At 72.4% G+C, this 18,921-nt stretch carries 22 protein-coding genes and 1 pseudogene; 4 read left to right on the forward strand and 19 right to left on the reverse strand.

The annotated features are described in order from the left end of the window. Window positions 1-150 precede the first annotated feature (150 nt). The 11 genes and pseudogenes from lgt to hisI all read right to left on the reverse strand — a co-directional run bounded on the left by lgt (window position 151) and on the right by hisI (window position 9,317). Complete coding sequence (lgt, locus tag AB0B01_RS19690; protein WP_361720295.1) at window positions 151-1,176, reverse strand: prolipoprotein diacylglyceryl transferase; 1,026 nt, start codon at window positions 1,174-1,176, stop codon at window positions 151-153. A 332-nt stretch (window positions 1,177-1,508) separates the two neighbouring features. Further along, window positions 1,509-2,288: pseudogene (locus tag AB0B01_RS19695) on the reverse strand (thioredoxin domain-containing protein); the annotation flags it as partial. Between the two features lie 94 nt (window positions 2,289-2,382). After that, the gene (gene trpA, locus AB0B01_RS19700) at window positions 2,383-3,213 is read right to left on the reverse strand and encodes a tryptophan synthase subunit alpha (protein ID WP_361720298.1); all 831 of its coding nucleotides are present in this window, start codon (window positions 3,211-3,213) and stop codon (window positions 2,383-2,385) included. Further along, window positions 3,210-4,472: a tryptophan synthase subunit beta gene (gene trpB / locus AB0B01_RS19705; RefSeq protein ID WP_361720301.1), complete on the reverse strand. Its 1,263-nt coding sequence runs from the start codon at window positions 4,470-4,472 to the stop codon at window positions 3,210-3,212. Before trpB ends, trpA begins: the two co-directional genes overlap by 4 nt. 202 nt (window positions 4,473-4,674) lie before the next feature. Beyond that, complete coding sequence (locus AB0B01_RS19710) at window positions 4,675-4,884, reverse strand: tryptophan synthase subunit(beta) (protein ID WP_356848930.1); 210 nt, start codon at window positions 4,882-4,884, stop codon at window positions 4,675-4,677. Window positions 4,885-4,892: 8 nt separating this feature from the next. Then, a complete protein-coding gene (gene trpC, locus AB0B01_RS19715; protein WP_361720304.1) occupies window positions 4,893-5,702 on the reverse strand; it encodes an indole-3-glycerol phosphate synthase TrpC in 810 nt (269 codons plus the stop codon). Window positions 5,703-5,895: 193 nt separating this feature from the next. Then, window positions 5,896-6,375, reverse strand: a complete 480-nt coding sequence (locus tag AB0B01_RS19720) for a DUF2752 domain-containing protein (RefSeq protein ID WP_361720307.1) — start codon at window positions 6,373-6,375, stop codon at window positions 5,896-5,898. 50 nt (window positions 6,376-6,425) lie between these two features. Then, window positions 6,426-6,677: an HGxxPAAW family protein gene (locus AB0B01_RS19725; protein ID WP_361720310.1), complete on the reverse strand. Its 252-nt coding sequence runs from the start codon at window positions 6,675-6,677 to the stop codon at window positions 6,426-6,428. 80 nt (window positions 6,678-6,757) lie between these two features. Next, window positions 6,758-7,426 (reverse strand): TIGR02234 family membrane protein, encoded by a 669-nt coding sequence (locus tag AB0B01_RS19730; RefSeq protein ID WP_361720313.1) that lies wholly within the window; start codon window positions 7,424-7,426, stop codon window positions 6,758-6,760. A gap of 14 nt (window positions 7,427-7,440) precedes the next feature. After that, on the reverse strand, window positions 7,441-8,931 hold the full coding sequence (locus tag AB0B01_RS19735; RefSeq protein WP_361720316.1) for an anthranilate synthase component I: 1,491 nt from the start codon (window positions 8,929-8,931) through the stop codon (window positions 7,441-7,443). Window positions 8,932-8,942: 11 nt separating this feature from the next. Further along, window positions 8,943-9,317: a phosphoribosyl-AMP cyclohydrolase gene (gene hisI / locus AB0B01_RS19740; RefSeq protein ID WP_356848921.1), complete on the reverse strand. Its 375-nt coding sequence runs from the start codon at window positions 9,315-9,317 to the stop codon at window positions 8,943-8,945. Between the two features lie 84 nt (window positions 9,318-9,401). Here hisI and AB0B01_RS19745 point away from each other — a divergent pair, with 84 nt between their 5' ends. Continuing rightward, window positions 9,402-10,034: a TIGR03085 family metal-binding protein gene (locus tag AB0B01_RS19745; RefSeq protein ID WP_361720320.1), complete on the forward strand. Its 633-nt coding sequence runs from the start codon at window positions 9,402-9,404 to the stop codon at window positions 10,032-10,034. Between the two features lie 93 nt (window positions 10,035-10,127). On the opposite strand, the gene hisF is transcribed toward AB0B01_RS19745, so the two are convergent. From hisF to hisD, 8 genes are read right to left on the reverse strand one after another with little or no spacing between them, the layout of a single operon-like run. Next, on the reverse strand, window positions 10,128-10,883 hold the full coding sequence (gene hisF, locus AB0B01_RS19750) for an imidazole glycerol phosphate synthase subunit HisF (RefSeq protein WP_361720323.1): 756 nt from the start codon (window positions 10,881-10,883) through the stop codon (window positions 10,128-10,130). Continuing rightward, entirely contained in the window at window positions 10,880-11,275 is a 396-nt protein-coding gene (locus tag AB0B01_RS19755) for a RidA family protein (RefSeq protein ID WP_361720326.1), read from the reverse strand. Before AB0B01_RS19755 ends, hisF begins: the two co-directional genes overlap by 4 nt. Continuing rightward, complete coding sequence (priA, locus tag AB0B01_RS19760) at window positions 11,272-12,009, reverse strand: bifunctional 1-(5-phosphoribosyl)-5-((5-phosphoribosylamino)methylideneamino)imidazole-4-carboxamide isomerase/phosphoribosylanthranilate isomerase PriA (RefSeq protein ID WP_361720329.1); 738 nt, start codon at window positions 12,007-12,009, stop codon at window positions 11,272-11,274. Before priA ends, AB0B01_RS19755 begins: the two co-directional genes overlap by 4 nt. Next, entirely contained in the window at window positions 12,009-12,659 is a 651-nt protein-coding gene (gene hisH, locus AB0B01_RS19765) for an imidazole glycerol phosphate synthase subunit HisH (RefSeq protein ID WP_361720332.1), read from the reverse strand. The genes priA and hisH overlap by 1 nt, the downstream gene beginning before the upstream one ends. Then, window positions 12,656-12,823 carry a hypothetical protein gene (locus tag AB0B01_RS19770; RefSeq protein WP_361720335.1) on the reverse strand — a complete coding sequence of 56 codons (168 nt, stop codon included), beginning with the start codon at window positions 12,821-12,823 and terminating at the stop codon, window positions 12,656-12,658. The genes hisH and AB0B01_RS19770 overlap by 4 nt, the downstream gene beginning before the upstream one ends. Before the next feature lie 2 nt (window positions 12,824-12,825). Then, window positions 12,826-13,419 (reverse strand): imidazoleglycerol-phosphate dehydratase HisB, encoded by a 594-nt coding sequence (hisB, locus tag AB0B01_RS19775; RefSeq protein ID WP_361720338.1) that lies wholly within the window; start codon window positions 13,417-13,419, stop codon window positions 12,826-12,828. Next, window positions 13,416-14,522, reverse strand: coding sequence for a histidinol-phosphate transaminase (locus tag AB0B01_RS19780; RefSeq protein ID WP_361720341.1), 1,107 nt, complete (start codon window positions 14,520-14,522; stop codon window positions 13,416-13,418). Before AB0B01_RS19780 ends, hisB begins: the two co-directional genes overlap by 4 nt. Continuing rightward, complete coding sequence (hisD, locus tag AB0B01_RS19785) at window positions 14,519-15,859, reverse strand: histidinol dehydrogenase (protein ID WP_361720344.1); 1,341 nt, start codon at window positions 15,857-15,859, stop codon at window positions 14,519-14,521. The genes AB0B01_RS19780 and hisD overlap by 4 nt, the downstream gene beginning before the upstream one ends. 125 nt (window positions 15,860-15,984) lie before the next feature. On the opposite strand from hisD, the gene AB0B01_RS19790 reads away from it, so the two are divergent. Genes AB0B01_RS19790 through ybaK form a run of 3 tightly spaced genes read left to right on the forward strand, consistent with a single transcriptional unit; the run spans window position 15,985 to window position 18,902 of the window. After that, entirely contained in the window at window positions 15,985-17,583 is a 1,599-nt protein-coding gene (locus AB0B01_RS19790; RefSeq protein WP_361720347.1) for an oxidoreductase, read from the forward strand. A gap of 55 nt (window positions 17,584-17,638) precedes the next feature. Continuing rightward, on the forward strand, window positions 17,639-18,379 hold the full coding sequence (locus tag AB0B01_RS19795; RefSeq protein WP_361720349.1) for an LON peptidase substrate-binding domain-containing protein: 741 nt from the start codon (window positions 17,639-17,641) through the stop codon (window positions 18,377-18,379). Between the two features lie 31 nt (window positions 18,380-18,410). Further along, complete coding sequence (gene ybaK, locus AB0B01_RS19800; RefSeq protein ID WP_361720352.1) at window positions 18,411-18,902, forward strand: Cys-tRNA(Pro) deacylase; 492 nt, start codon at window positions 18,411-18,413, stop codon at window positions 18,900-18,902. Window positions 18,903-18,921 lie beyond the last annotated feature (19 nt).

Genomic DNA, 18,921 nt, shown 5'->3' on the forward strand with positions numbered 1-18,921 from the left:
GAGGGTATGACCGCGGGGGGCTATCCCGATGTGGAGCGCCCCCCCCCCCCCCCGCTACGCCCCGCGGGGGGGGGGGGGGGCGGCCCCCCGCCGGGGGGGGCGGGGGGGGGGGCGCGCCCCCCCTCTTCCGGTGGTCCGGATCGCTTCCGGTCAGAGCTTCTTGCCGACCCCGGGGGCGTCGGCGTCCGTGTGCACGACGTCCTTCGGCTCGTCCGCCGCAACCGGAGCCTCGGCTCCGGCCTCGGCCTTGGCCTTGCCCTCGGGGGCCTCGGCGGCCTGCGCATCCGCGCCCGCATCCGCATCGGCGTCCGAGGCGTCCGCGGTGTCCTTCTCCGCGGTCGCCGGGTCGGAGGCGGCCGGACCGCGGTCCGGCTCCACGACCTCCTCGCGGCCCGGGCGGAGCTTCGCCGACAGCACCAGGTAGGTCACCGCCAGCAGGAAGACCACGATCGAGGTCCAGACGTTCAGCCGGACACCGAGGATGTGGTGGGCCTCGTCGACCCGCATGTACTCGATCCAGCCGCGGCCCACGCAGTACGCGGCGACGTACAGGGCGAACGCCCGGCCGTGGCCCAGCTTGAAGCGGCGGTCGGCCCAGATCACCAGGCCGGCGACGCCGAGGCACCACAGCGACTCGTACAGGAAGGTCGGGTGGTAGGTGCCGGCGACGCGGTTGGGGCCCTCGCTGATCTCCAGCGCCCACGGCAGGTCGGTGGCACGGCCGTACAGCTCCTGGTTGAACCAGTTGCCCCAGCGGCCGAAGGCCTGGGCCAGCGCGATCCCGGGGGCCAGGGCGTCGGCCCAGGCCGGCAGCGGGATCCCCCGCAGGCGGCAACCGATCCAGGCGCCCACCGCGCCCACCGCGATGGCCCCCCAGATGCCGAGGCCGCCCTCCCAGATCTTGAAGGCGTCGACCCAGTTGCGGCCCTCGCCGAAGTACAGCTGGTAGTCGGTGATCACATGGTAGAGGCGACCGCCGATCAGGCCGAACGGCACCGCCCAGACGGCGATGTCGGCGACCGTGCCCGGCTTTCCGCCGCGCGCGATCCAGCGCTTGTTGCCGAGCCAGACGGCGGCGAAGACGCCGATGATGATGCAGAACGCGTAGCCGCGCAGCGGGATCGGTCCGAGGTGGACCACGCCGGTCGACGGGCTGGGGATGAAGGCAAGAGTCATGGCAGGACCGACGCTACCCTGCCGGGCGGTACGGACTGCAACCCGCCCGGCAAGCTTGCCGTCAAATCGACACCTGTTCCGGCCGGCTTTCAGTCGTCGGCGGCGCCCTTAGAGGCGCCCGGCGCGGCACCCGCCTTCGACCCCGCCGCGGATCCGGACGAGGAGGACGAGCCGGACGACGAGGACGACGAGGACGACGAGGAACCCGACAGCGACGAACCCTTCGCCCGGGCCGCCCCGGACGCCGAGGCCGCGGCCGAAGGCGACGCCGAGCGGGAGGCCGAAGCCGACGGCGAGGCGCCCGCTCCCCCGTTGCCCTTCGCCTTCGCCTTGGCCTCCACCTGCTCCTTGAGCTTCTGCGGGGTGATCGGGTGGGCCTGGTCCCCGAAGATGTCCGTGCCGTCCAGCAGCACGGTCGGGGTGCCGCGGAACTTCCCGGCCTGGAAGGCCTCCATCGACTTGCCCACCCAGCTGTTGTGCGTGCCGCCCTCGACGCAGGAGCGGAACTCGGGGGTGACCAGGCCGTCCACCTTGGCGGCCAGCTCCAGCAGTTTCGCGTTGTTGCCGTAGGCGTCGTCGACCTCCTGCGGCTGGTTCTGGAAGAGGAGGTCGTGGTAGGCGGGGAACTTCCCGGCGTCCTGTGCGCAGGCCGCCGCGTTCGCCCCCTTCAGCGAGCCGCTGCCGCCCATGTTCCCGTCGATGAGGGTCACCAGGTGGTAGTCGACCTTGAGCAGACCCTTGGCCTCCAGGTCGTGGACCGTGTCCCGGTAGTTGGTCTCGAAGGATTTGCACGCCGGGCAGCGGAAGTCCTCCCACACGGTCAGCGTCGAGGGGGCCTCGGGCTTGCCCGTCTGGATGGCGAGCGCGTCCTTGCCGGTGGCTCCGGAGGGGGCGGTCACGGGGCCGGCCTTCGTTGACTTGTCGCTCTTGCCGCTGTTGGCCGCGATCACTCCGATGACGGCCGCCAGGCCCAGGACGCCGACCACCGCCCCGGCCACGACGAGGGTGCGCCGACGCTTGTCCTTCTTCTTCTGCCGCTCGCGCTCCACGAGGAGTCGCTCACGGGCCGATCGTTTCGCTTCGCGGTTCGCACCGTCGTTCTTCTCGCTCACGTTCGGCCAAACGAAGCGGGGAGGCACTCGCGTGCCTCCCCGCTCCCAGTTCCACCCGATCGGGCTACATAACCCCCTCGGAAACCGCCCGGCGTCAGCTCCTGCGTACGCCTTCCGCAAGCTCGCCCGCCAGCGCCCGTACGGCGGCCAGCCCGGCCGACAGGTCGGGCGCGTCCAGCAGCAGCTTCACGAAGGCCGAGCCGACGATCACTCCGTCCGCGAAGCCCGCGACCTCCTTCGCCTGGGCCGCGTTGGAGACGCCCAGGCCCACGCAGACCGGGAGATCGGTCGTGGCCCGGGTGCGGCGCACCAGCTCCTGGGCCTCGTGGCCCACCGATGCGCGGGTGCCGGTGACGCCCATCAGCGAGGCGGCGTACACGAAGCCGGAACCGGCCGCCGTGATGGTCGCCAGGCGCTCGTCCTTACTGCTGGGCGCGACGACGAAGACGGTCGCCAGACCGAGCCGGTCGGCGTGCTCGCGCCACAGCGCGGACTCCTGGACCGGCAGGTCGGGCAGGATGCAGCCCGCGCCGCCCGCGGCCGCGAGCTCGGTGGCGAAGCGCTCCACGCCGTAGCGGTCGATGGGGTTCCAGTACGTCATGACCAGGACCGGGGCTCCGGTCGCGGCGTGCGCCTCGCGCACGGTCCGCAGCACGTCGGCGATCTTGACGCCGCCGCGCAGGGCGATGTCGTCGGCGGTCTGGATGATCGCGCCGTCCAGGACCGGGTCGCTGTGGGGCAGGCCCACCTCGACCACGTCCGCACCGCCCGCGATGACGGCCTTGACGGCCTCGATGCCGCCGTCGACGGTCGGGAAGCCGGCGGGGAGGTAGGCGACGAGGGCCGCGCGGTCCTCGGACTTCGCCTTGGCGAGGGTGTCGCTCAGCAGCTGGATGCGTCCGGTCTTCTCGCTGGCCGTGCTCACTTCGTCTCCCCCTCGGTGCCCTCGGTCGCGCCGTCGTACAGCCCGAAGTAGCGGGCCGCCGTGTCCATGTCCTTGTCGCCGCGGCCGGACAGGTTGACCACGATCAGCCCCTCCTTGCCCAGCTCCCTGCCCAGGTCGAGCGCGCCCGCGAGGGCGTGCGCCGACTCGATCGCCGGGATGATGCCCTCCGTACGGGAGAGCAGGCGCAGGGCCTGCATCGCGGCGTCGTCGGTGACCGCGCGGTACTCGCCGCGGCCGACGTCCTTGAGGTAGGAGTGCTCCGGGCCGATGCCCGGGTAGTCCAGGCCCGCCGAGATGGAGTACGGCTCGGTGATCTGGCCCTCCTCGTCCTGGAGGACGTAGGAGCGGGAGCCGTGCAGGATGCCGGGCTCTCCCGCGGTCAGGGTCGCCGCGTGCTCGCCGCTCTCCACGCCGTGCCCGGCGGGCTCGAAGCCGACCAGGCGGACGTCGGTGTCCGGGATGAAGGCGTGGAAGAGGCCGATGGCGTTGGAGCCGCCGCCGACGCAGGCCGCGACGGCGTCGGGCAGCCGGCCGGCCCGCTCCAGGATCTGGCGCCGGGCCTCGACGCCGATGACCCGGTGGAAGTCACGGACCATGGCCGGGAAGGGGTGGGGGCCGGCGACCGTGCCGAAGAGGTAGTGGGTGCGGTCGACGTTGGCGACCCAGTCGCGGAACGCCTCGTTGATGGCGTCCTTGAGGGTGCGGCTGCCGGACTTCACGGGGATGACCTCTGCGCCGAGCATGCGCATCCGGGCCACGTTGAGCGCCTGGCGCTCGGTGTCGATCTCGCCCATGTAGATGGTGCATTCGAGGCCGAAGAGGGCGCAGGCGGTGGCGGTGGCGACGCCGTGCTGGCCGGCGCCGGTCTCCGCGATGACACGGGTCTTGCCCATGCGCTTCGTGAGGAGCGCCTGGCCCAACACGTTGTTGATCTTGTGTGAGCCGGTGTGGTTGAGGTCCTCCCGCTTGAGGAAGATCCGGGCGCCGCCCGCGTGCTCGGCGAACCGCGGCACCTCGGTGAGGGCGCTGGGCCGGCCGGTGTAGTTGACCATGAGGTCGTTCAGCTCGGCCGCGAAGGCCGGGTCGTTCTTGGCCTTCTCGTACTCGACGGCGACCTCGTCCACGGCGGCGACGAGCGCCTCCGGGATGAACTTGCCGCCGAAGTCGCCGAAGTACCCCTCGGCGTTGGGGACCTGACCCTCGGGGTCCGGGATGAAGAACTCGCTGGCGCTGGACATGCCCAGTCACTCCTACGGGATTGCGAATGCGGCGAGGTGGTTTTCACCGTATTGCGCCGCCCGCCCGCGACGCGCGCACCCTGCTGTCCGGAAGACCGGGGGTGTCGCGCGTACGGTACGGGGGACCCGCGCCCGGGGCCGGTCGGCCGGGGCATCGGGTCGTACGGGGTCCGTGGCGGCACCGGCCGCCGGGGACTCCTCGTTACAGCGCGCCTCCGCGGCGCCATCGCATGCCGTTGACCTGTCCGGGCTCGGAGCCGATCACGTACCGGACCCGCCGCCCGTGCACACGCCGGGCCGGGGCGCGGCAGCCGCGGGGGCGGCAGCCGCGCGCCAGGGGCGCGTGCGCCGTCGGCACGCCGGCCGGGCCGTGGCCCGGGCGGGTGCGGACGGAGGGACGGTGGGGGGCCATGGGTCGGGTCAGCTCCGTCCGTGGCGCAGGGCGGGGTGGGCGCCGGCGGCGACCAGGTCGGCCACGGCCGCCTTCGGGTCGCGTCCGGTGACCAGGGACTCCCCGACGAGGACGGCGTCGGCGCCCTCGTTGGCGTAGGCGATCAGGTCGTGCGGCCCGCGGATGCCGGACTCGGCGACCTTGACGATGTGGGCCGGGATCTCCGGTACGACGCGCTCGAAGGTGGAGCGGTCGACCTTGAGGTCCTTGAGGTTGCGGGCGTTGACGCCGATGATCTTGGCGCCGGCCGCAACCGCGCGCTCGACCTCTTCCTCGTCGTGGACCTCGACGAGCGGGGTGAGGCCGATGGACTCGGCCCGCTCGATGAGGGAGACGAGTGCCTCCTGTTCCAGTGCCGCGACGATCAGCAGGGCGAGGTCGGCGCCGTAGGCGCGGGCCTCCCACAGCTGGTAGGCCGTGACGATGAAGTCCTTGCGCAGGATCGGGATGTCCACGCGGGCGCGGACGGCCTCCAGGTCGGCCAGCGAGCCGCCGAATCGGCGCTGCTCGGTGAGGACGGAGATGACCGCCGCACCGCCCGCCTCGTAGTCGGCGGCGAGTCCGGCCGGATCGGCGATCGCGGCCAGCGCGCCCTTGGACGGGCTGGAGCGCTTGACCTCGCAGATCACCTTGACGCCGTCGCCGCGCAGGGCAGCGACGCCGTCCTTGGCCTGGGGCGCCTTGGCGGCACGCTCCTTGAGCTCGTCGAGGCTGACGCGGGCCTGCCGTTCGGCAAGGTCTTCGCGGACCCCTTCGATGATCTCGTCGAGCACACTCACGCGAGCGGCCCCCTTCCGGGTCGATGACGGTCGGCCGCCTTGCAGACACGTACAACTGCAAGGTCAGCAATCAAATGGTATCCGGAGGTGGCCTTGCCCTCCGCACGCGGTTGACGCCGTCCCATTACCTGGACATTCGGAATGCGGCATTCATATGGGTCGCCCGCAGATTCCGGCAGCCCATGGGGCGGGCTCAGGGGGCGAGCGCGGAACCGAAAGGCAGATTCCGGACGATCACGAAGACCACCACCAGCGCGCCGAGGGCCCACGCATACGCCCCCCGCAGGACGAACCGCGGTCCGGGGACGCCCCGACCGGCGCGAACCAGCCAGAGGGCCATGTACCCGGCGAAGACGAAGTAGCCGGCGACGGCCAGGGCATTTGCCCCCAGCGCAGTGCCCAGATCGCCGTGGGCGAACGCATGCGCACTGCGCAGCCCGCCACATCCGGGGCACAGGATTCCGGTGAGCCGGAAAAGCGGGCACACCGGATAGTGGCCCGGTTCATTGGGATCCACGGCGCCCACGTACGCAAAGGCCAGGGTCGCCACTGCCACGGTGAGCACCGGTGCGGCCAGCCGCCGGGCCCGGGAGGCGGCGCCCGGCGGGCCCGGCGGTGCGGGCACGGCGAAGGGGCTCTGGGAGGGGTCCACCCGCTGATTCTCTCCGGTCATGACAAAAGGCGCAGCCCGACGGGCCGCGCCTTTCCGAGGTGTGGGAACGCTCAGACCTTGGCGGCGGCCTTGGTGGCGGCGATGACCACGGCCAGGTCCTCGTGGGCGGGCTTAGGCGCGCCCATGCCCGCGGCCTTCATGGCCAGGCCCACGACACCGCCGATCGCGACGACGGCGAGACCGGCCCAGAAACCCACGGGGTTCGCGATCACCATGAACGCGCCGGAGATGCAGAAACCGATGAAGGCGATGATGACACCGGTCCAGGCGGCCGGGGTGTGTCCGTGGTTGTTGCCCGCCATGAGTTGCTCCTCGTTTGCTCTGTCGCACGTGCTGTGTCGAACGCTCCGGGACATTGTCCCGCACCGCGTGCGGTGGATGGTCAGCGGGTGGGGTCCTCGCCGCGGTCCAGAGCCTTCCACAGGTCCTCGGGCCGGTCGGGGTCGATCCGGGCGGGCGTACGGGCCCGGGTGCTGCCGTCCCGCTCGTAACGGCCTCCCATGGCGGGCCAGCTGCGGCCGAAGCGCAGGGCCAGCAGCCCGGCCAGCAGGATCAGCGCCGCGCCCGCGGCGGTGACGTAGGGCCAGGCCGTGTGGGTGAGGGCGCCCACGTGCGCCGCGGTGTCCGCCGTCATCCGGGCGGCCTGCGCGTCCAGTGCGCGGCGTCCGTCCGCCGCGAGGACGGCCGACAGCGCCGCCCCCAGCCCGCTCAGGGCCAGCAGCCCGGAGACCAGCAGGCGGCCCTTGCCGCGTACGGCGAAGACCGCCACGAGCGCGGCGAGGCCCACGATGGCCAGGGCGGCCGGGAGACCGGTGACGGCCCGCCCGTCGGCCGTCAGGGGCAGCGCACCGCCCCCGACGGCGGCGGTGCCGCGGGCCCAGACCCGGCCGGAGGCGAGCAGGACGACGGTGGCACCGAGCGTGCCGAACAGCAGGGCGACGGCCACGCTGCGGCGGGCGGCGCGGCCGTCCGCGGCCTGCGGGGCCTCCGGGCCGGTCGCGGCGTCGCTGTCGGGGTTTCGGGAGGGGGGTACGGCACTCACGTACCCCACTATCCCTTACGCCTTCACGAGGTGTGGAGGCGGTTCGCCGCTCCCACCGCGCGCAGCACGGCGGCCGCCTTGTTGCGGCACTCTTCGTCCTCCAGCCGCGGCACCGAGTCCGCGACGACCCCGGCGCCGGCCTGGACGTACGCCGTGCCGTCGCGCAGCAGCGCGGTGCGGATGGCGATGGCCGTGTCGGAGTCCCCGGCGAAGTCGAGGTAGCCGACGCAGCCGCCGTACAGCCCGCGGCGGGAGGGCTCCAGCTCCTCGATGATCTGCATGGCGCGCGGCTTGGGCGCCCCGGAGAGGGTGCCGGCGGGGAAGCAGGCCGTCAGCACGTCGAAGGCGGTCTTGCCCTCGGCGACCCGGCCGGTGACGGTCGAGACGATGTGCATGACGTGGGAGTACCGCTCGATGCTCATGAAGTCGACGACCTCGACGGAGCCCGGTTCGCAGACCCGGCCCAGGTCGTTGCGGCCGAGGTCGACGAGCATCAGGTGCTCGGCGCGCTCCTTGGGGTCGGCCAGCAGCTCCTCGGCGAGCTCGTGGTCCTCCTGCGGGGTGGCGCCGCGGTGGCGGGTGCCCGCGATGGGGTGGACCATGGCCCGCCCGTCCTCGACCTTGACCAGGGCCTCGGGGCTGGAGCCGACGACGTCGAAGCCGTTCTCGAAGCGGAAGAGGTACATGTACGGGGACGGGTTGGTGGCCCGCAGCACCCTGTAGACGTCCAGCGCCGAGGCGCGGCAGGGCGTCTCGAACCGCTGCGAGGGCACCACCTGGAAGGCCTCCCCCGCCCGGATCCGCTCCTTGATGTCCTCGACGGCGGCCTGGTACTTCTCGCCGCCCCACAGGGCCGAGAACTCCGGCAGCTCGGAGGCGGGCAGCGGGGTCGGGGTGTAGGGGGCCGGACGGGCGAGGTCGGCCTCCATCGCGTCGAGGCGGGCGACGGCGTCGGCGTAGGCCTCGTCCACGCCCGTGTCGAGGTCGTTGTGGTTGATCGCGTTGGCGATGAGCTGGACCGTGCCGTCCCAGTGGTCCAGGACCGCCAGGTCGGAGGTGAGCAGCATGGTCAGCTCGGGCAGCCGGAGGTCGTCCTCGCCGTGCTGTCCGATGCGCTCCAGGCGGCGCACGATGTCGTAGCCGAGGTAGCCGACCATGCCGCCGGTGAAGGGGGGCATCCCGCCCGCGAGGTCGCGGGGCGTGTGCAGGGCCTGGACGGTGGCGCGCAGGGCCTCCAGCGGGTCGCCGCCGGTGGGGACGCCGACGGGCGGGGTGCCGATCCAGTGCGCCTGCCCGTCCCGGACGGTGAGCGTGGCGTCGCTGCGTACGCCGACGAACGAGTACCGCGACCAGGAGCGGCCGTTCTCGGCGGATTCCAGGAGGAAGGTGCCCGGGCGTTCGGCGGCCAGCTTCCGGTAGAGCCCGACAGGGGTGTCCCCGTCGGCCAGGAGCTTGCGGCTCACGGGGATGACGCGGCGGTCCGCCGCGAGCTTGCGGAACGTCTCAAGATCCATGGCGTGGGACCCTACCTGCCTGTTTCGGCTGCCAGCGGGAGGACATCTGCGTCGAAGCACGTGCGGGCGCCCGTGTGGCAGGCGGCGCCGACCTGGTCGACCTTGACGAGCACGGTGTCGGCGTCGCAGTCGAGGGCGACGGACTTCACGTGCTGGAAGTGGCCGGAAGTATCGCCCTTGACCCAGTACTCGCGGCGGCTGCGGGACCAGTAGGTGCAGCGGCCGGTGGTCAGGGTGCGGTGCAGGGCCTCGTCGTCCATCCAGCCGAGCATGAGCACCTCACCGGTGTCGTACTGCTGGGCGATGGCGGGCACCAGGCCGTCGGCGGAGCGCTTGAGCCGGGCGGCGATGGCGGGGTCGAGGGAGGACGTACTCATGCGGGCCATTGTGCCGCGCGGAGGCCTCGGACATGGATCTCTGTCCGCCTGATGGGCAGGCACGGGGCGTGTTCCGGCCGTAGGCTTGCCGGCATGTCAACCCATGCGAAGCGTGAACGACTGCTGCTGGCGGACCTGTTGGAGGCGGCGGGACCGGAGGCGCCGACCCTGTGCGAAGGGTGGCGCACCCGGGAACTGGCGGCGCACGTGGTGGTCCGGGAGCGCCGCCCGGACGCGGCGGGCGGTCTGCTGCTGAACGTCCTGAAGGACCGCCTGGACAAGGCGATGGCCGAATACGCGGCCAAGCCGTACGAGGAGCTCATCCAGCTGATCCGGACCGGGCCGCCGAAGCTGTCGGTGTACTCGCTGAAGCAGATCGACGAGGCGGCCAACGCGGTGGAGTTCTACGTCCATGCCGAGGACGTCCGGCGCGCACAGCCGGACTGGTCGCCGCGGCAGCTGGACCCGGTGTTCTCGGATTCCCTGTGGTTCCGGCTGGAGAAACTGGCCCGCCTGACGGGCCGCCGCTCCCCGGTCGGCCTGGTCCTGCGCCGCCCGAACGGCCAGACGGCGGTCGCACACAAGGGCACGCCGGTGGTGACGGTGACCGGGGAGCCGGGGGAGCTGACGCTGTTCAGCTTCGGCCGCCAGGACGCGGCGGCGGTGGAACTGGACGGGGACAAGGAGGCCGTCGCGAAGCTGACGGCGGCCGCTCTCGGCATCTGAGGCCGGGACGGGAGCCGGGCCGGCCGGCGATGGCGGGGCGGGGCGGGGCGGGGAGAGGCTCCGCGTACGGAACCTGCACCCGCCCCGCGCGGCTCAGCGGACCGGGTGGCCCGCCTCGCGGAGGGCCGACTTGACCTCCGAGATGCGCAGGTCGCCGAAGTGGAACACCGACGCCGCGAGGACCGCGTCGGCGCCGGCCTCGATCGCGGGCGGGAAGTGCTCCAGCCTGCCCGCGCCGCCCGAGGCGATCACCGGGACGGTGACGTGCTTGCGGACCGCCGCGATCATCTCGGTGTCGTAGCCGTCCTTGGTGCCGTCCGCGTCCATCGAGTTCAGCAGGATCTCCCCGGCGCCCAGCTCGGCCGCCCGGTGCGCCCACTCGACGGCGTCGATGCCGGTGCCCCGGCGGCCGCCGTGCGTGGTGACCTCGAAGGAGCCGGACGCCGTGCGCCGGGCGTCGACGGACAGCACCAGGACCTGGCGCCCGAAGCGCTCCGCGATCTCCTGGATCAGCTCGGGCCGGGCGATGGCGGCGGTGTTCACGCCGACCTTGTCGGCACCCGCCCGCAGCAGCCGGTCCACGTCGTCCGCGGTGCGGACGCCGCCGCCGACGGTGAGCGGGATGAAGACCTGCTCGGCGGTCCGGCGGACCACGTCGTAGGTGGTCTCGCGGTTGCCGGACGACGCGGTGATGTCGAGGAAGGTCAGCTCGTCGGCGCCCTCGGCGTCGTACAGCTTGGCCATCTCCACCGGGTCGCCCGCGTCGCGCAGGTTCTGGAAGTTGACGCCCTTGACGACGCGGCCGTTGTCCACGTCCAGGCAGGGAATCACCCGTACGGCGAGAGTCATGCGGCGGCTCCTGGGGGACCGAAGGCTTCGACCTCCACCTCGACGACCATGGACGGGTCGACGAAACCGGAGACGATGATCATGGATGCGGCGGGGCGGACCGCGTCGAAGAGCTCCTTGTGGGCGCGGCCGACCTCCTCCACGTCCCGGGCGTGCGTGAGGTACATCCGGGTGCGGACCACATGCTCGGGGCCGAGGCCGGCCTGGGCGAGGGCCTTGAAGGCCACGCCGAAGGCCGCGACGGTCTGGTCGTACGGGCCGCCGCCGTCGGCGGCGGTGCAGCCGGAGACCAGGACGAGCCCGTTGGGGAGCTGGACGGCCCGGGAGTAGCCGATGACGTCCTCGTAGGGGCCGCCGGAGGAGATCCGGCGCACCTCGTCGGAAGCGCTCATGCCGATACCACCCGCAGGGCTTCTTCCAGCGTGAAGGCCTTGGCGTACAGGGCCTTGCCCACGATCGCGCCCTCCACGCCCAGCGGCACCAGCTCGGACAGCGCCCGCAGGTCGTCGAGGGAGGAGATGCCGCCGGAGGCCACGACGGGCCGGTCGGTGGCGGCGCAGACGTTGCGCAGCAGCTCCAGGTTGGGGCCGGTCAGGGTGCCGTCCTTGCCGATGTCGGTGACGACGTAGCGGGCGCAGCCCTCGGAGTCCAAGCGGGCGAGGGTCTCGTACAGGTCCCCGCCCTCGCTGGTCCAGCCGCGGCCCTTGAGGGTCGTACCGCGTACGTCGAGCCCGACCGCGATCTTGTCGCCGTGCTCGGCGATGGCCTTCGCGGCCCACTCGGGGGTCTCCAGGGCGGCGGTGCCGAGGTTGACCCGGGTGCAGCCCGTGGCGAGGGCAGCGGCGAGCGTGGCGTCGTCGCGGATGCCGCCGGACAGCTCCACCTTGATGTCCATGGCGCCGGTGATCTCGGCCACCAGGGCCCGGTTGTCGCCGGTGCCGAAGGCGGCGTCCAGGTCGACCAGGTGCAGCCATTCGGCGCCGGCGCGCTGCCAGGCGAGGGCCGCCTCCAGCGGGGAGCCGTACGAGGTCTCGCTGCCGGACACCCCGTGCACGAGGCGTACGGCCTGACCGTCGCGGACGTCGACTGCGGGCAGGAGCTCCAGCGTGGCGGAGGGCTCGGTCATCACAGGGTCTCGATCCAGTTGGTGAGGAGCTGGGCTCCGGCGTCGCCGGACTTCTCGGGGTGGAACTGGGTGGCCCACAGGGCGCCGTTCTCCACCGCCGCGACGAAGCGTTCGCCGTGGGTGGCCCAGGTGACCCGGGGGGCGCGGATCACCGGATTGGTGACCTCCAGGCTCCAGTCCTTCGCCGCGTACGAGTGCACGAAGTAGAACCGGGCGTCGGCGTCAAGGCCCTTGAAGGCCTGGCTGTCGGCCGGTGCCTCGACGGTGTTCCACCCCATGTGGGGGACGACCGGGGCCTTCAGCGGACCGACGGTGCCGGGCCACTCGTCGAGCCCCTCGGTCTCCACGCCGTGCTCGATGCCGCGCTCGAAGAGGATCTGCATGCCGACGCAGATGCCCATGACCGGGCGGCCTCCGGAGAGCCGGCGGCCGATGATCCAGTCACCGCGGACGTCCCTGAGGCCCTGCATGCAGGCGGAGAAGGCACCGACGCCGGGAACCAGCAGTCCGTCGGCGTCCATGGCCTTGTCGTAGTCGCGGGTGATCTCGACGTCCGCGCCGACGCGCGCGAGGGCGCGCTCGGCGGAGCGGACGTTGCCGAAGCCGTAGTCGAAGACCACGACCGACTTGGTGGGGCGGACTGCGCTCATTCCCAGATTCCTTGGATTCGCAGGACTCCGGCGGCGAGGCACATCGCGGAGCCGATGGCGAGCAGGATGACGACCGACTTGGGCATCTCCTGCTTCTGGAAGGAGTAGACGCCGCCGGCCAGGAACAGGCCGACGACGATCAGGATGGTGTTGAGGCCGTTCACGGCTAGAGGGCGCCCTTCGTGGAGGGCAGGATGCCGGCCGCGCGGGGGTCGAACTCGGCGGCGTAGCGCAGCGCCCGGGCCAGGGCCTTGAACTGGCACTCCACGATGTGGTGGGCGTTGCGGCCGTAGGGGACGTGCACGTGCAGGGCGATCTGGGCCTGCGCCACGAAGGACTCCAGGATGTGCCGGGTCATCGTGGTGTCGTACGCGCCGATCATCGGCGCCATGTTCTCGGGCTCGGTGTGCACGAGGTAGGGGCGGCCCGACAGGTCGACGGTCACCTGGGCGAGGGACTCGTCCAGCGGGACGGTGCAGTTGCCGAAGCGGTAGATGCCGACCTTGTCGCCGAGGGCCTGCTTGAAGGCGGCGCCGAGCGCGAGCGCGGTGTCCTCGATGGTGTGGTGGCTGTCGATGTGCAGGTCGCCGTCCGTCTTGACGGTGAGGTCGAAGAGGCCGTGGCGGCCGAGCTGGTCGAGCATGTGGTCGTAGAAGCCCACGCCCGTCGAGACGTCGACCTTGCCGGTGCCGTCGAGGTTTATCTCGACGAGGACCGAGGTCTCCTTGGTGGTCCGTTCGACCCGTCCGATGCGGCTCATGCGTGCTGCTCCTTCTTCAGTGCGCGAACCGCTTCCAGGAACGCGTCGTTCTCGGCGGGGGTGCCCGCGGTGACCCGCAGCCAGCCCGGTACGCCGTTGTCACGGACCAGGACACCCTGGTCGAGGATCTTCTGCCATGCGGTGTGCGAGTCCGCGAACGTGCCGAACTGGATGAAGTTCGCGTCGGACTCGGTGACCTCGTAGCCGATGGCCCGCAGCTCGTCGACGACGCGGTCCCGCTCGGCCTTGAGCTGTTCGACGTAGCCGAGCAGCGTGTCGGTGTGCTCCAGGGCGGCCAGGGCGGTCGCCTGGGTGACCGCCGACAGGTGGTACGGCAGGCGTACGAGCTGCACGGCGTCGACCACGGCCGGGTGGGCGGCCAGGTAGCCCAGGCGCAGCCCGGCCGCGCCGAAGGCCTTGGACATGGTCCGGGAGATCACCATGTTCGGCCGGCCCTCGATGAGCGGGAGGAGGGAGGGCCGGTGGCTGAACTCGACGTACGCCTCGTCCACGACCACCAGGGACGGCTTGGCGGCCTGCGCGGCCTCGTACAGCGCGAGGACGGTCTCCGCCTCGACCGCGGTACCGGTGGGGTTGTTCGGCGAGGTGATGAAGACGACGTCGGGGGCGCTGCGGGCGATGGCCTGCCCGGCCGCCTCCACGTCGATGGTGAAGTCCTGGTCGCGGGGGCCGGAGATCCAGCCCGTGCCGGTGCCGCGGGCGATCAGCGCGTGCATCGAGTACGAGGGCTCGAAGCCGATCGCGGTGCGGCCGGGCCCGCCGAAGGTCTGCAGCAGCTGTTGGATGACCTCGTTGGAGCCGTTGGCGGCCCAGACGTTCTCCCGTGCGACCGGGTGCCCGCCGGTACGGGTGAGGTAGGCGGCCAGCTCGGTCCGCAGCTCGATCGCGTCCCGGTCGGGGTAGCGGTTGAGGGTGCGGGCGGCCTCGGCGACGCGCTCGGCGATCCGCTGCACCAGCGGCTCGGGCAGCTCGTAGGGGTTCTCGTTGGTGTTCAGCTGGACGGGCACGTCGAGCTGCGGGGCGCCGTACGGGCTCTTGCCGCGCAGTTCGTCCCGGATGGGCAGGTCGTCGATTCCGGTCATGCCTGGGGAACCTTCCACCCGAAGCGTGCCTTCAGGGCGGCGCCGTGCGCGGGCAGGTCCTCGGCCTCGGCCAGGGTCACCACGTGGTGGGTGACCTCGGCGAGGGCGTCGCGCGTGTAGTCGACGATGTGGATGCCGCGCAGGAAGGACTGCACGGACAGGCCGGAGGAGTGGCAGGCGCAGCCGCCGGTGGGCAGCACGTGGTTCGACCCGGCGCAGTAGTCGCCGAGCGAGACCGGGGCCCAGGGGCCGACGAAGATCGCGCCGGCGTTGCGCACGCGGGCGGCCCGGGCGGCGGCGTCGGCGGTCTGGATCTCCAGGTGCTCGGCGCCGTACGCGTCGACGACCTTGAGGCCGTCGTCCAGGCTGTCGACCAGCACGATCGCGGACTGCTTGCCCGCGAGGGCCGGCTTGATCCGGTCCTCGACGTGCTTGGTGGCCGCGACCTGCGGCTCCAGCTCCTTCTCGACGGCGGCGGCCAGCTCCTCGGAGTCGGTGACCAGGACGGCGGCGGCGAGCGGGTCGTGCTCGGCCTGGCTGATCAGGTCGGCGGCGACGTGCACCGGGTCGGCCGTGGAGTCCGCGAGCACCGCGATCTCGGTGGGGCCGGCCTCGGTGTCGATGCCGATCTTCCCGGTGAAGTAGCGCTTGGCGGCGGCGACCCAGATGTTGCCGGGGCCGGTGACCATGTTGGTGGGCAGGCACTCTTCAGTCCCGTACGCGAACATCGCGACGGCCTGGGCCCCACCGACCGCATACACCTCGTCGACGCCGAGCAGCGCGCACGCGGCCAGGATCGTCGGGTGCGGCAGACCGCCGGCAGGATCTCCTTCAAAAGCGGGCTTCTGCGGCGGGGACGCGAGCGCGATCGACTCGACGCCCGCCTCCTGCGCCGGCACGACGTTCATCACGACGGACGACGGGTACACCGAGCGGCCGCCCGGGGCGTACAGGCCGACGCGCTCGACCGGAACCCACTTCTCGGTCACGGTGCCGCCGGGGACCACCTGGGTGGTGTGCTCGGTGCGGCGCTGGCCCCGGTGCACGATCCGGGCGCGCCGGATGGACTCCTCCAGGGCGGCGCGGACGGCCGGGTCGAGGGCGTCGAGGGCGGCCCGGAGCGCCTCGGCGGGCACCCTGACCTGCTCCAGCTTCACCCCGTCGAACTTCTCCGCGTACTCGATCAGCGCCGCCGTGCCACGATGATGGACGTCCTCGCAGATGGGCCGCACCTTCTCCAGGGCGGCTTCCACGTCGAACTCGGCACGGGGCAGCAGATCGCGCAGGGCGCCACCCTCGGGGAGGGCGTCACCGCGCAGGTCGATACGAGAGATCACCTCACAATTCTCTCAGACCGCCTCCCGCCACCGTCCGCCCGTATCACTGGCTGATACACGCCCCGGCTGTCACCGCCCCCCGTTAGCGTTCCCCTACACGTATGTGACAGCGGAGGGGGGCCGCCATGACCGAGATGCACGCGGACGGGGAGCCGGCGGACCTTTCCGGCCCCGAGTGGCGCATGTGGCAGGCGTACCGCACGGGCAGCGTCTGCGACCTCAGTACTCGGGCGGCCGACCACGACGACCCGCACAGCGGCGAGCCGTGGGGCCCGCAGCGCAGCGTTCGCGCCGCGGTGGTGGCGCTGCTGCTGCTCCACGGGCCGCCTCCGGTGCCGGGCCGGGTGGCCTCGCTGAAGCTGCGCGGCGTCCGGATCACCGGCCGCCTGGATCTGTCGGGCGGCACCGTGCAGCCGTACGTGGAGCTCCAGTCGTGCCGCTTCGACAGCGAGATCCAGCTGTCCGAGACCCGCTTCGGCACCCTGCGCATGATCAACTGCGCCATCCCCCGCCTGGATGCGTCCCGCCTGCACACCGAGGGCGACCTGCACCTGCCGCGCTGCCGGGTGGCCCGCGGGATCCGGCTCACCGACGCGCAGATAGGCACCGACCTGCTGATCAGCCAGGCCGTGGTGCAGCGCGACAACAAGGGCCGCGCCTTCGCAGCGGACGGCATGTCGGTCGCTCAGGACTTCCAGGGGGAGCTGCTGGAGACGTACGGGGAGGTCAGCCTGCGCGGCGCGAAGATCGGCGTGTCGATGAACCTGCGTGGTGCCCGGCTGCGCAATCCGTACGGGCGGCGCGCCCTGAACGCCCCGCAGCTGACCGTCGAGCGGACCCTGTACCTGACCTCGATCGCGCTGGACTACGTCCTCGGCGACTCGGGGTCCTCCACTCCCCCGTACGGACTCGGCCAGACCCCCACCCGCGGGCAGCGGGCCCAGCGCTTCGAGTGCCAGGGCGGGCTGCGCCTGGACGACGGCCGCTTCGGCGACGCGGTCGACTTCTACGGGGCCCGCTTCACGCTGACGGACGAGCAGGAGGTCTCCCTGCGCCGCATCCAGACCCCGGAGCTGCGTTTCGTGGGCGAGCGTCCCGAGCAGGGCCGGGTGGTGCTGTCCGGTGCCAAGGTGGTCAAGCTGGTCGACACCTCCACCAGCTGGCCGGGCCCGGGCGGGGTGGCGATCGAGGGCTTCGTCTACGAGAACCTCGCGCCCCGCGGCCACTTCCCGCTGGCGCGGCGGCTGGCCTGGGTGGAGGCGGCCACCCCGGAGTACTCGCCGGAGCCCTACGAGCGGCTGGCCGCCGTGCTGCGCGCCAGCGGCGAGGACGCGGACGCCCGCGAGGTGCTGCTGGCCAAGCAGCGCCGCCGCCGGGCGACGCTGCCCCCGGCGGTGAAGGCGTGGGGCTTCCTCCAGGACTGGACGGTGGTCTACGGGTACCGGCCCGGGCGGGCCGCACTGTGGATGGCGGTGCTGTGGGCGGCGGGGGCGCTGCTGTTCTCCCGGCACGAGCCGCCGCCGATCAAGGAGGACGAGCACCCCACGTGGAACGCGGCGCTCTACGCCCTGGACCTCCTCCTGCCGGTCATCGACCTCGGCCAGGAGGGCCAGTGGAAGGTGGAGGGCTACTGGCAGTGGGGGTCGGCGACCCTGGTGCTGCTGGGCTGGATCCTGGCGACGACGGTGGCGGCGGGCGCCTCGCGTCTGCTGAGACGGGGCTGATCCGGGGCTGATACGGGTTAGGGGGCCTGGCCTGCGGCCACTACCCTGGTCCCTCGTGACGACCGTTCGCCTTCCCCTCTTCCCGCTCAACTCGGTGCTGTTCCCGGGACTGGTCCTCCCGCTGAACGTCTTCGAGGAGCGTTATCGCGCCATGATGCGGGAGCTGTCGAAGGCGGCCGACGACGCCCCGCGGCGCTTCGCGGTCGTCGCGATCCGCGACGGCCGGGAGGTCGCCCCGACCGCGCCCGGCCTGCCGGACCAGACGGCCCTGCCGGAGCGCGGCCCGGCCGCCGGCTTCGGTGCGGACCCGATCCAGGCCTTCCACCGGGTGGGCTGCATCGCGGACGCGGCGACGGTCCGGGAGCGGGAGGACGGCAGCTTCGAGGTCCTGGCCACCGGCACCACCCGGGTCCGCCTGCTCTCCGTCGACGCGTCGGGGCCGTATCTGGTCGCCGAGCTGGAGGAGCTGCCGGAGGATGCGGGCGAGGGCGCGGGAGCGCTGGCGGAGGGCGTGCTGCGGGCCTTCCGGAACTACCAGAAGCGGCTGGCGGGCGCCCGGGAACGGTCGCTGAGCACGGGCGCGGACCTGCCGGACGAGCCGTCGGTGGTCTCGTACCTGGTGGCGGCGGCGGCCGTACTGGACATCCCGGCGAAGCAGCGGCTGCTCCAGGCGCCGGACACGGCGACGCGCCTCGCGGAGGAGCTGGGGCTGCTGCGTGCGGAGACCGCGGTGATCCGGCACCTGCCGTCGCTGCCGGCGGTGGACCTGACCCGCGCCCCGACGAGCCCGAACTGACGGCGAACGCGAACGAACTGACCGGGGACTGATGGCGAAGAAGAAGACGGCGGCCGGCACACCCGCGATCGCGGCCCTCACGGCGGCGAACGCGGCCTTCACGACGCACGCGTACGACCACGACCCCGCGCACCCCTCGTACGGCCAGGAGGCGGCGGAGGCGATGGGGGTCTCGCCCGACCAGGTCTTCAAGACCCTGGTCACGGACGTCGACGGGGCGCTGACGGTGGCGGTGGTGCCGGTGTCCGGGAGCCTGGACCTGAAGGCGCTGGCGGCCGCGGTGGGCGGGAAGCGGGCGGCGATGGCGGATCCGGCGGTGGCCGAACGCACCACGGGCTACGTCCTGGGCGGGATCTCCCCGCTGGGGCAGCGCAAGCGGCTGCGGACGGTGCTGGACGCGTCGGCGGCGGAGCACCCCACGATCTGCGTCTCGGCGGGCCGTCGGGGCCTGGAGATCGAACTGCCCCCGGCCACCCTGACCGCCCTGACGGGCGCCGTCCTGGCCTCCATCGCCCGCCGGTAGCCCGGGCCCGCCCGCTCGG

Source organism: Streptomyces sp. NPDC044571 (assembly GCF_040647115.1).
In the GTDB taxonomy this organism is placed as follows: domain Bacteria; phylum Actinomycetota; class Actinomycetes; order Streptomycetales; family Streptomycetaceae; genus Streptomyces.

What these genes read in the sequence shown, in the direction of transcription:
- lgt (WP_361720295.1), bottom strand. Translation starts at nt 1,176, where the DNA reads ATGACTCTTGCCTTCATCCCCAGCCCGTCGACCGGCGTGGTCCACCTC.
- trpB (WP_361720301.1), bottom strand. Translation starts at nt 4,472, where the DNA reads ATGTCCAGCGCCAGCGAGTTCTTCATCCCGGACCCCGAGGGTCAGGTC.
- AB0B01_RS19710 (WP_356848930.1), bottom strand. Translation starts at nt 4,884, where the DNA reads ATGGCCCCCCACCGTCCCTCCGTCCGCACCCGCCCGGGCCACGGCCCG.
- AB0B01_RS19720 (WP_361720307.1), bottom strand. Translation starts at nt 6,375, where the DNA reads ATGACCGGAGAGAATCAGCGGGTGGACCCCTCCCAGAGCCCCTTCGCC.
- AB0B01_RS19725 (WP_361720310.1), bottom strand. Translation starts at nt 6,677, where the DNA reads ATGGCGGGCAACAACCACGGACACACCCCGGCCGCCTGGACCGGTGTC.
- AB0B01_RS19735 (WP_361720316.1), bottom strand. Translation starts at nt 8,931, where the DNA reads ATGGATCTTGAGACGTTCCGCAAGCTCGCGGCGGACCGCCGCGTCATC.
- hisI (WP_356848921.1), bottom strand. Translation starts at nt 9,317, where the DNA reads ATGGCCCGCATGAGTACGTCCTCCCTCGACCCCGCCATCGCCGCCCGG.
- AB0B01_RS19745 (WP_361720320.1), top strand. Translation starts at nt 9,402, where the DNA reads ATGTCAACCCATGCGAAGCGTGAACGACTGCTGCTGGCGGACCTGTTG.
- hisF (WP_361720323.1), bottom strand. Translation starts at nt 10,883, where the DNA reads ATGACTCTCGCCGTACGGGTGATTCCCTGCCTGGACGTGGACAACGGC.
- AB0B01_RS19755 (WP_361720326.1), bottom strand. Translation starts at nt 11,275, where the DNA reads ATGAGCGCTTCCGACGAGGTGCGCCGGATCTCCTCCGGCGGCCCCTAC.
- priA (WP_361720329.1), bottom strand. Translation starts at nt 12,009, where the DNA reads ATGACCGAGCCCTCCGCCACGCTGGAGCTCCTGCCCGCAGTCGACGTC.
- hisH (WP_361720332.1), bottom strand. Translation starts at nt 12,659, where the DNA reads ATGAGCGCAGTCCGCCCCACCAAGTCGGTCGTGGTCTTCGACTACGGC.
- hisB (WP_361720338.1), bottom strand. Translation starts at nt 13,419, where the DNA reads ATGAGCCGCATCGGACGGGTCGAACGGACCACCAAGGAGACCTCGGTC.
- AB0B01_RS19780 (WP_361720341.1), bottom strand. Translation starts at nt 14,522, where the DNA reads ATGACCGGAATCGACGACCTGCCCATCCGGGACGAACTGCGCGGCAAG.
- AB0B01_RS19790 (WP_361720347.1), top strand. Translation starts at nt 15,985, where the DNA reads ATGACCGAGATGCACGCGGACGGGGAGCCGGCGGACCTTTCCGGCCCC.
- ybaK (WP_361720352.1), top strand. Translation starts at nt 18,411, where the DNA reads ATGGCGAAGAAGAAGACGGCGGCCGGCACACCCGCGATCGCGGCCCTC.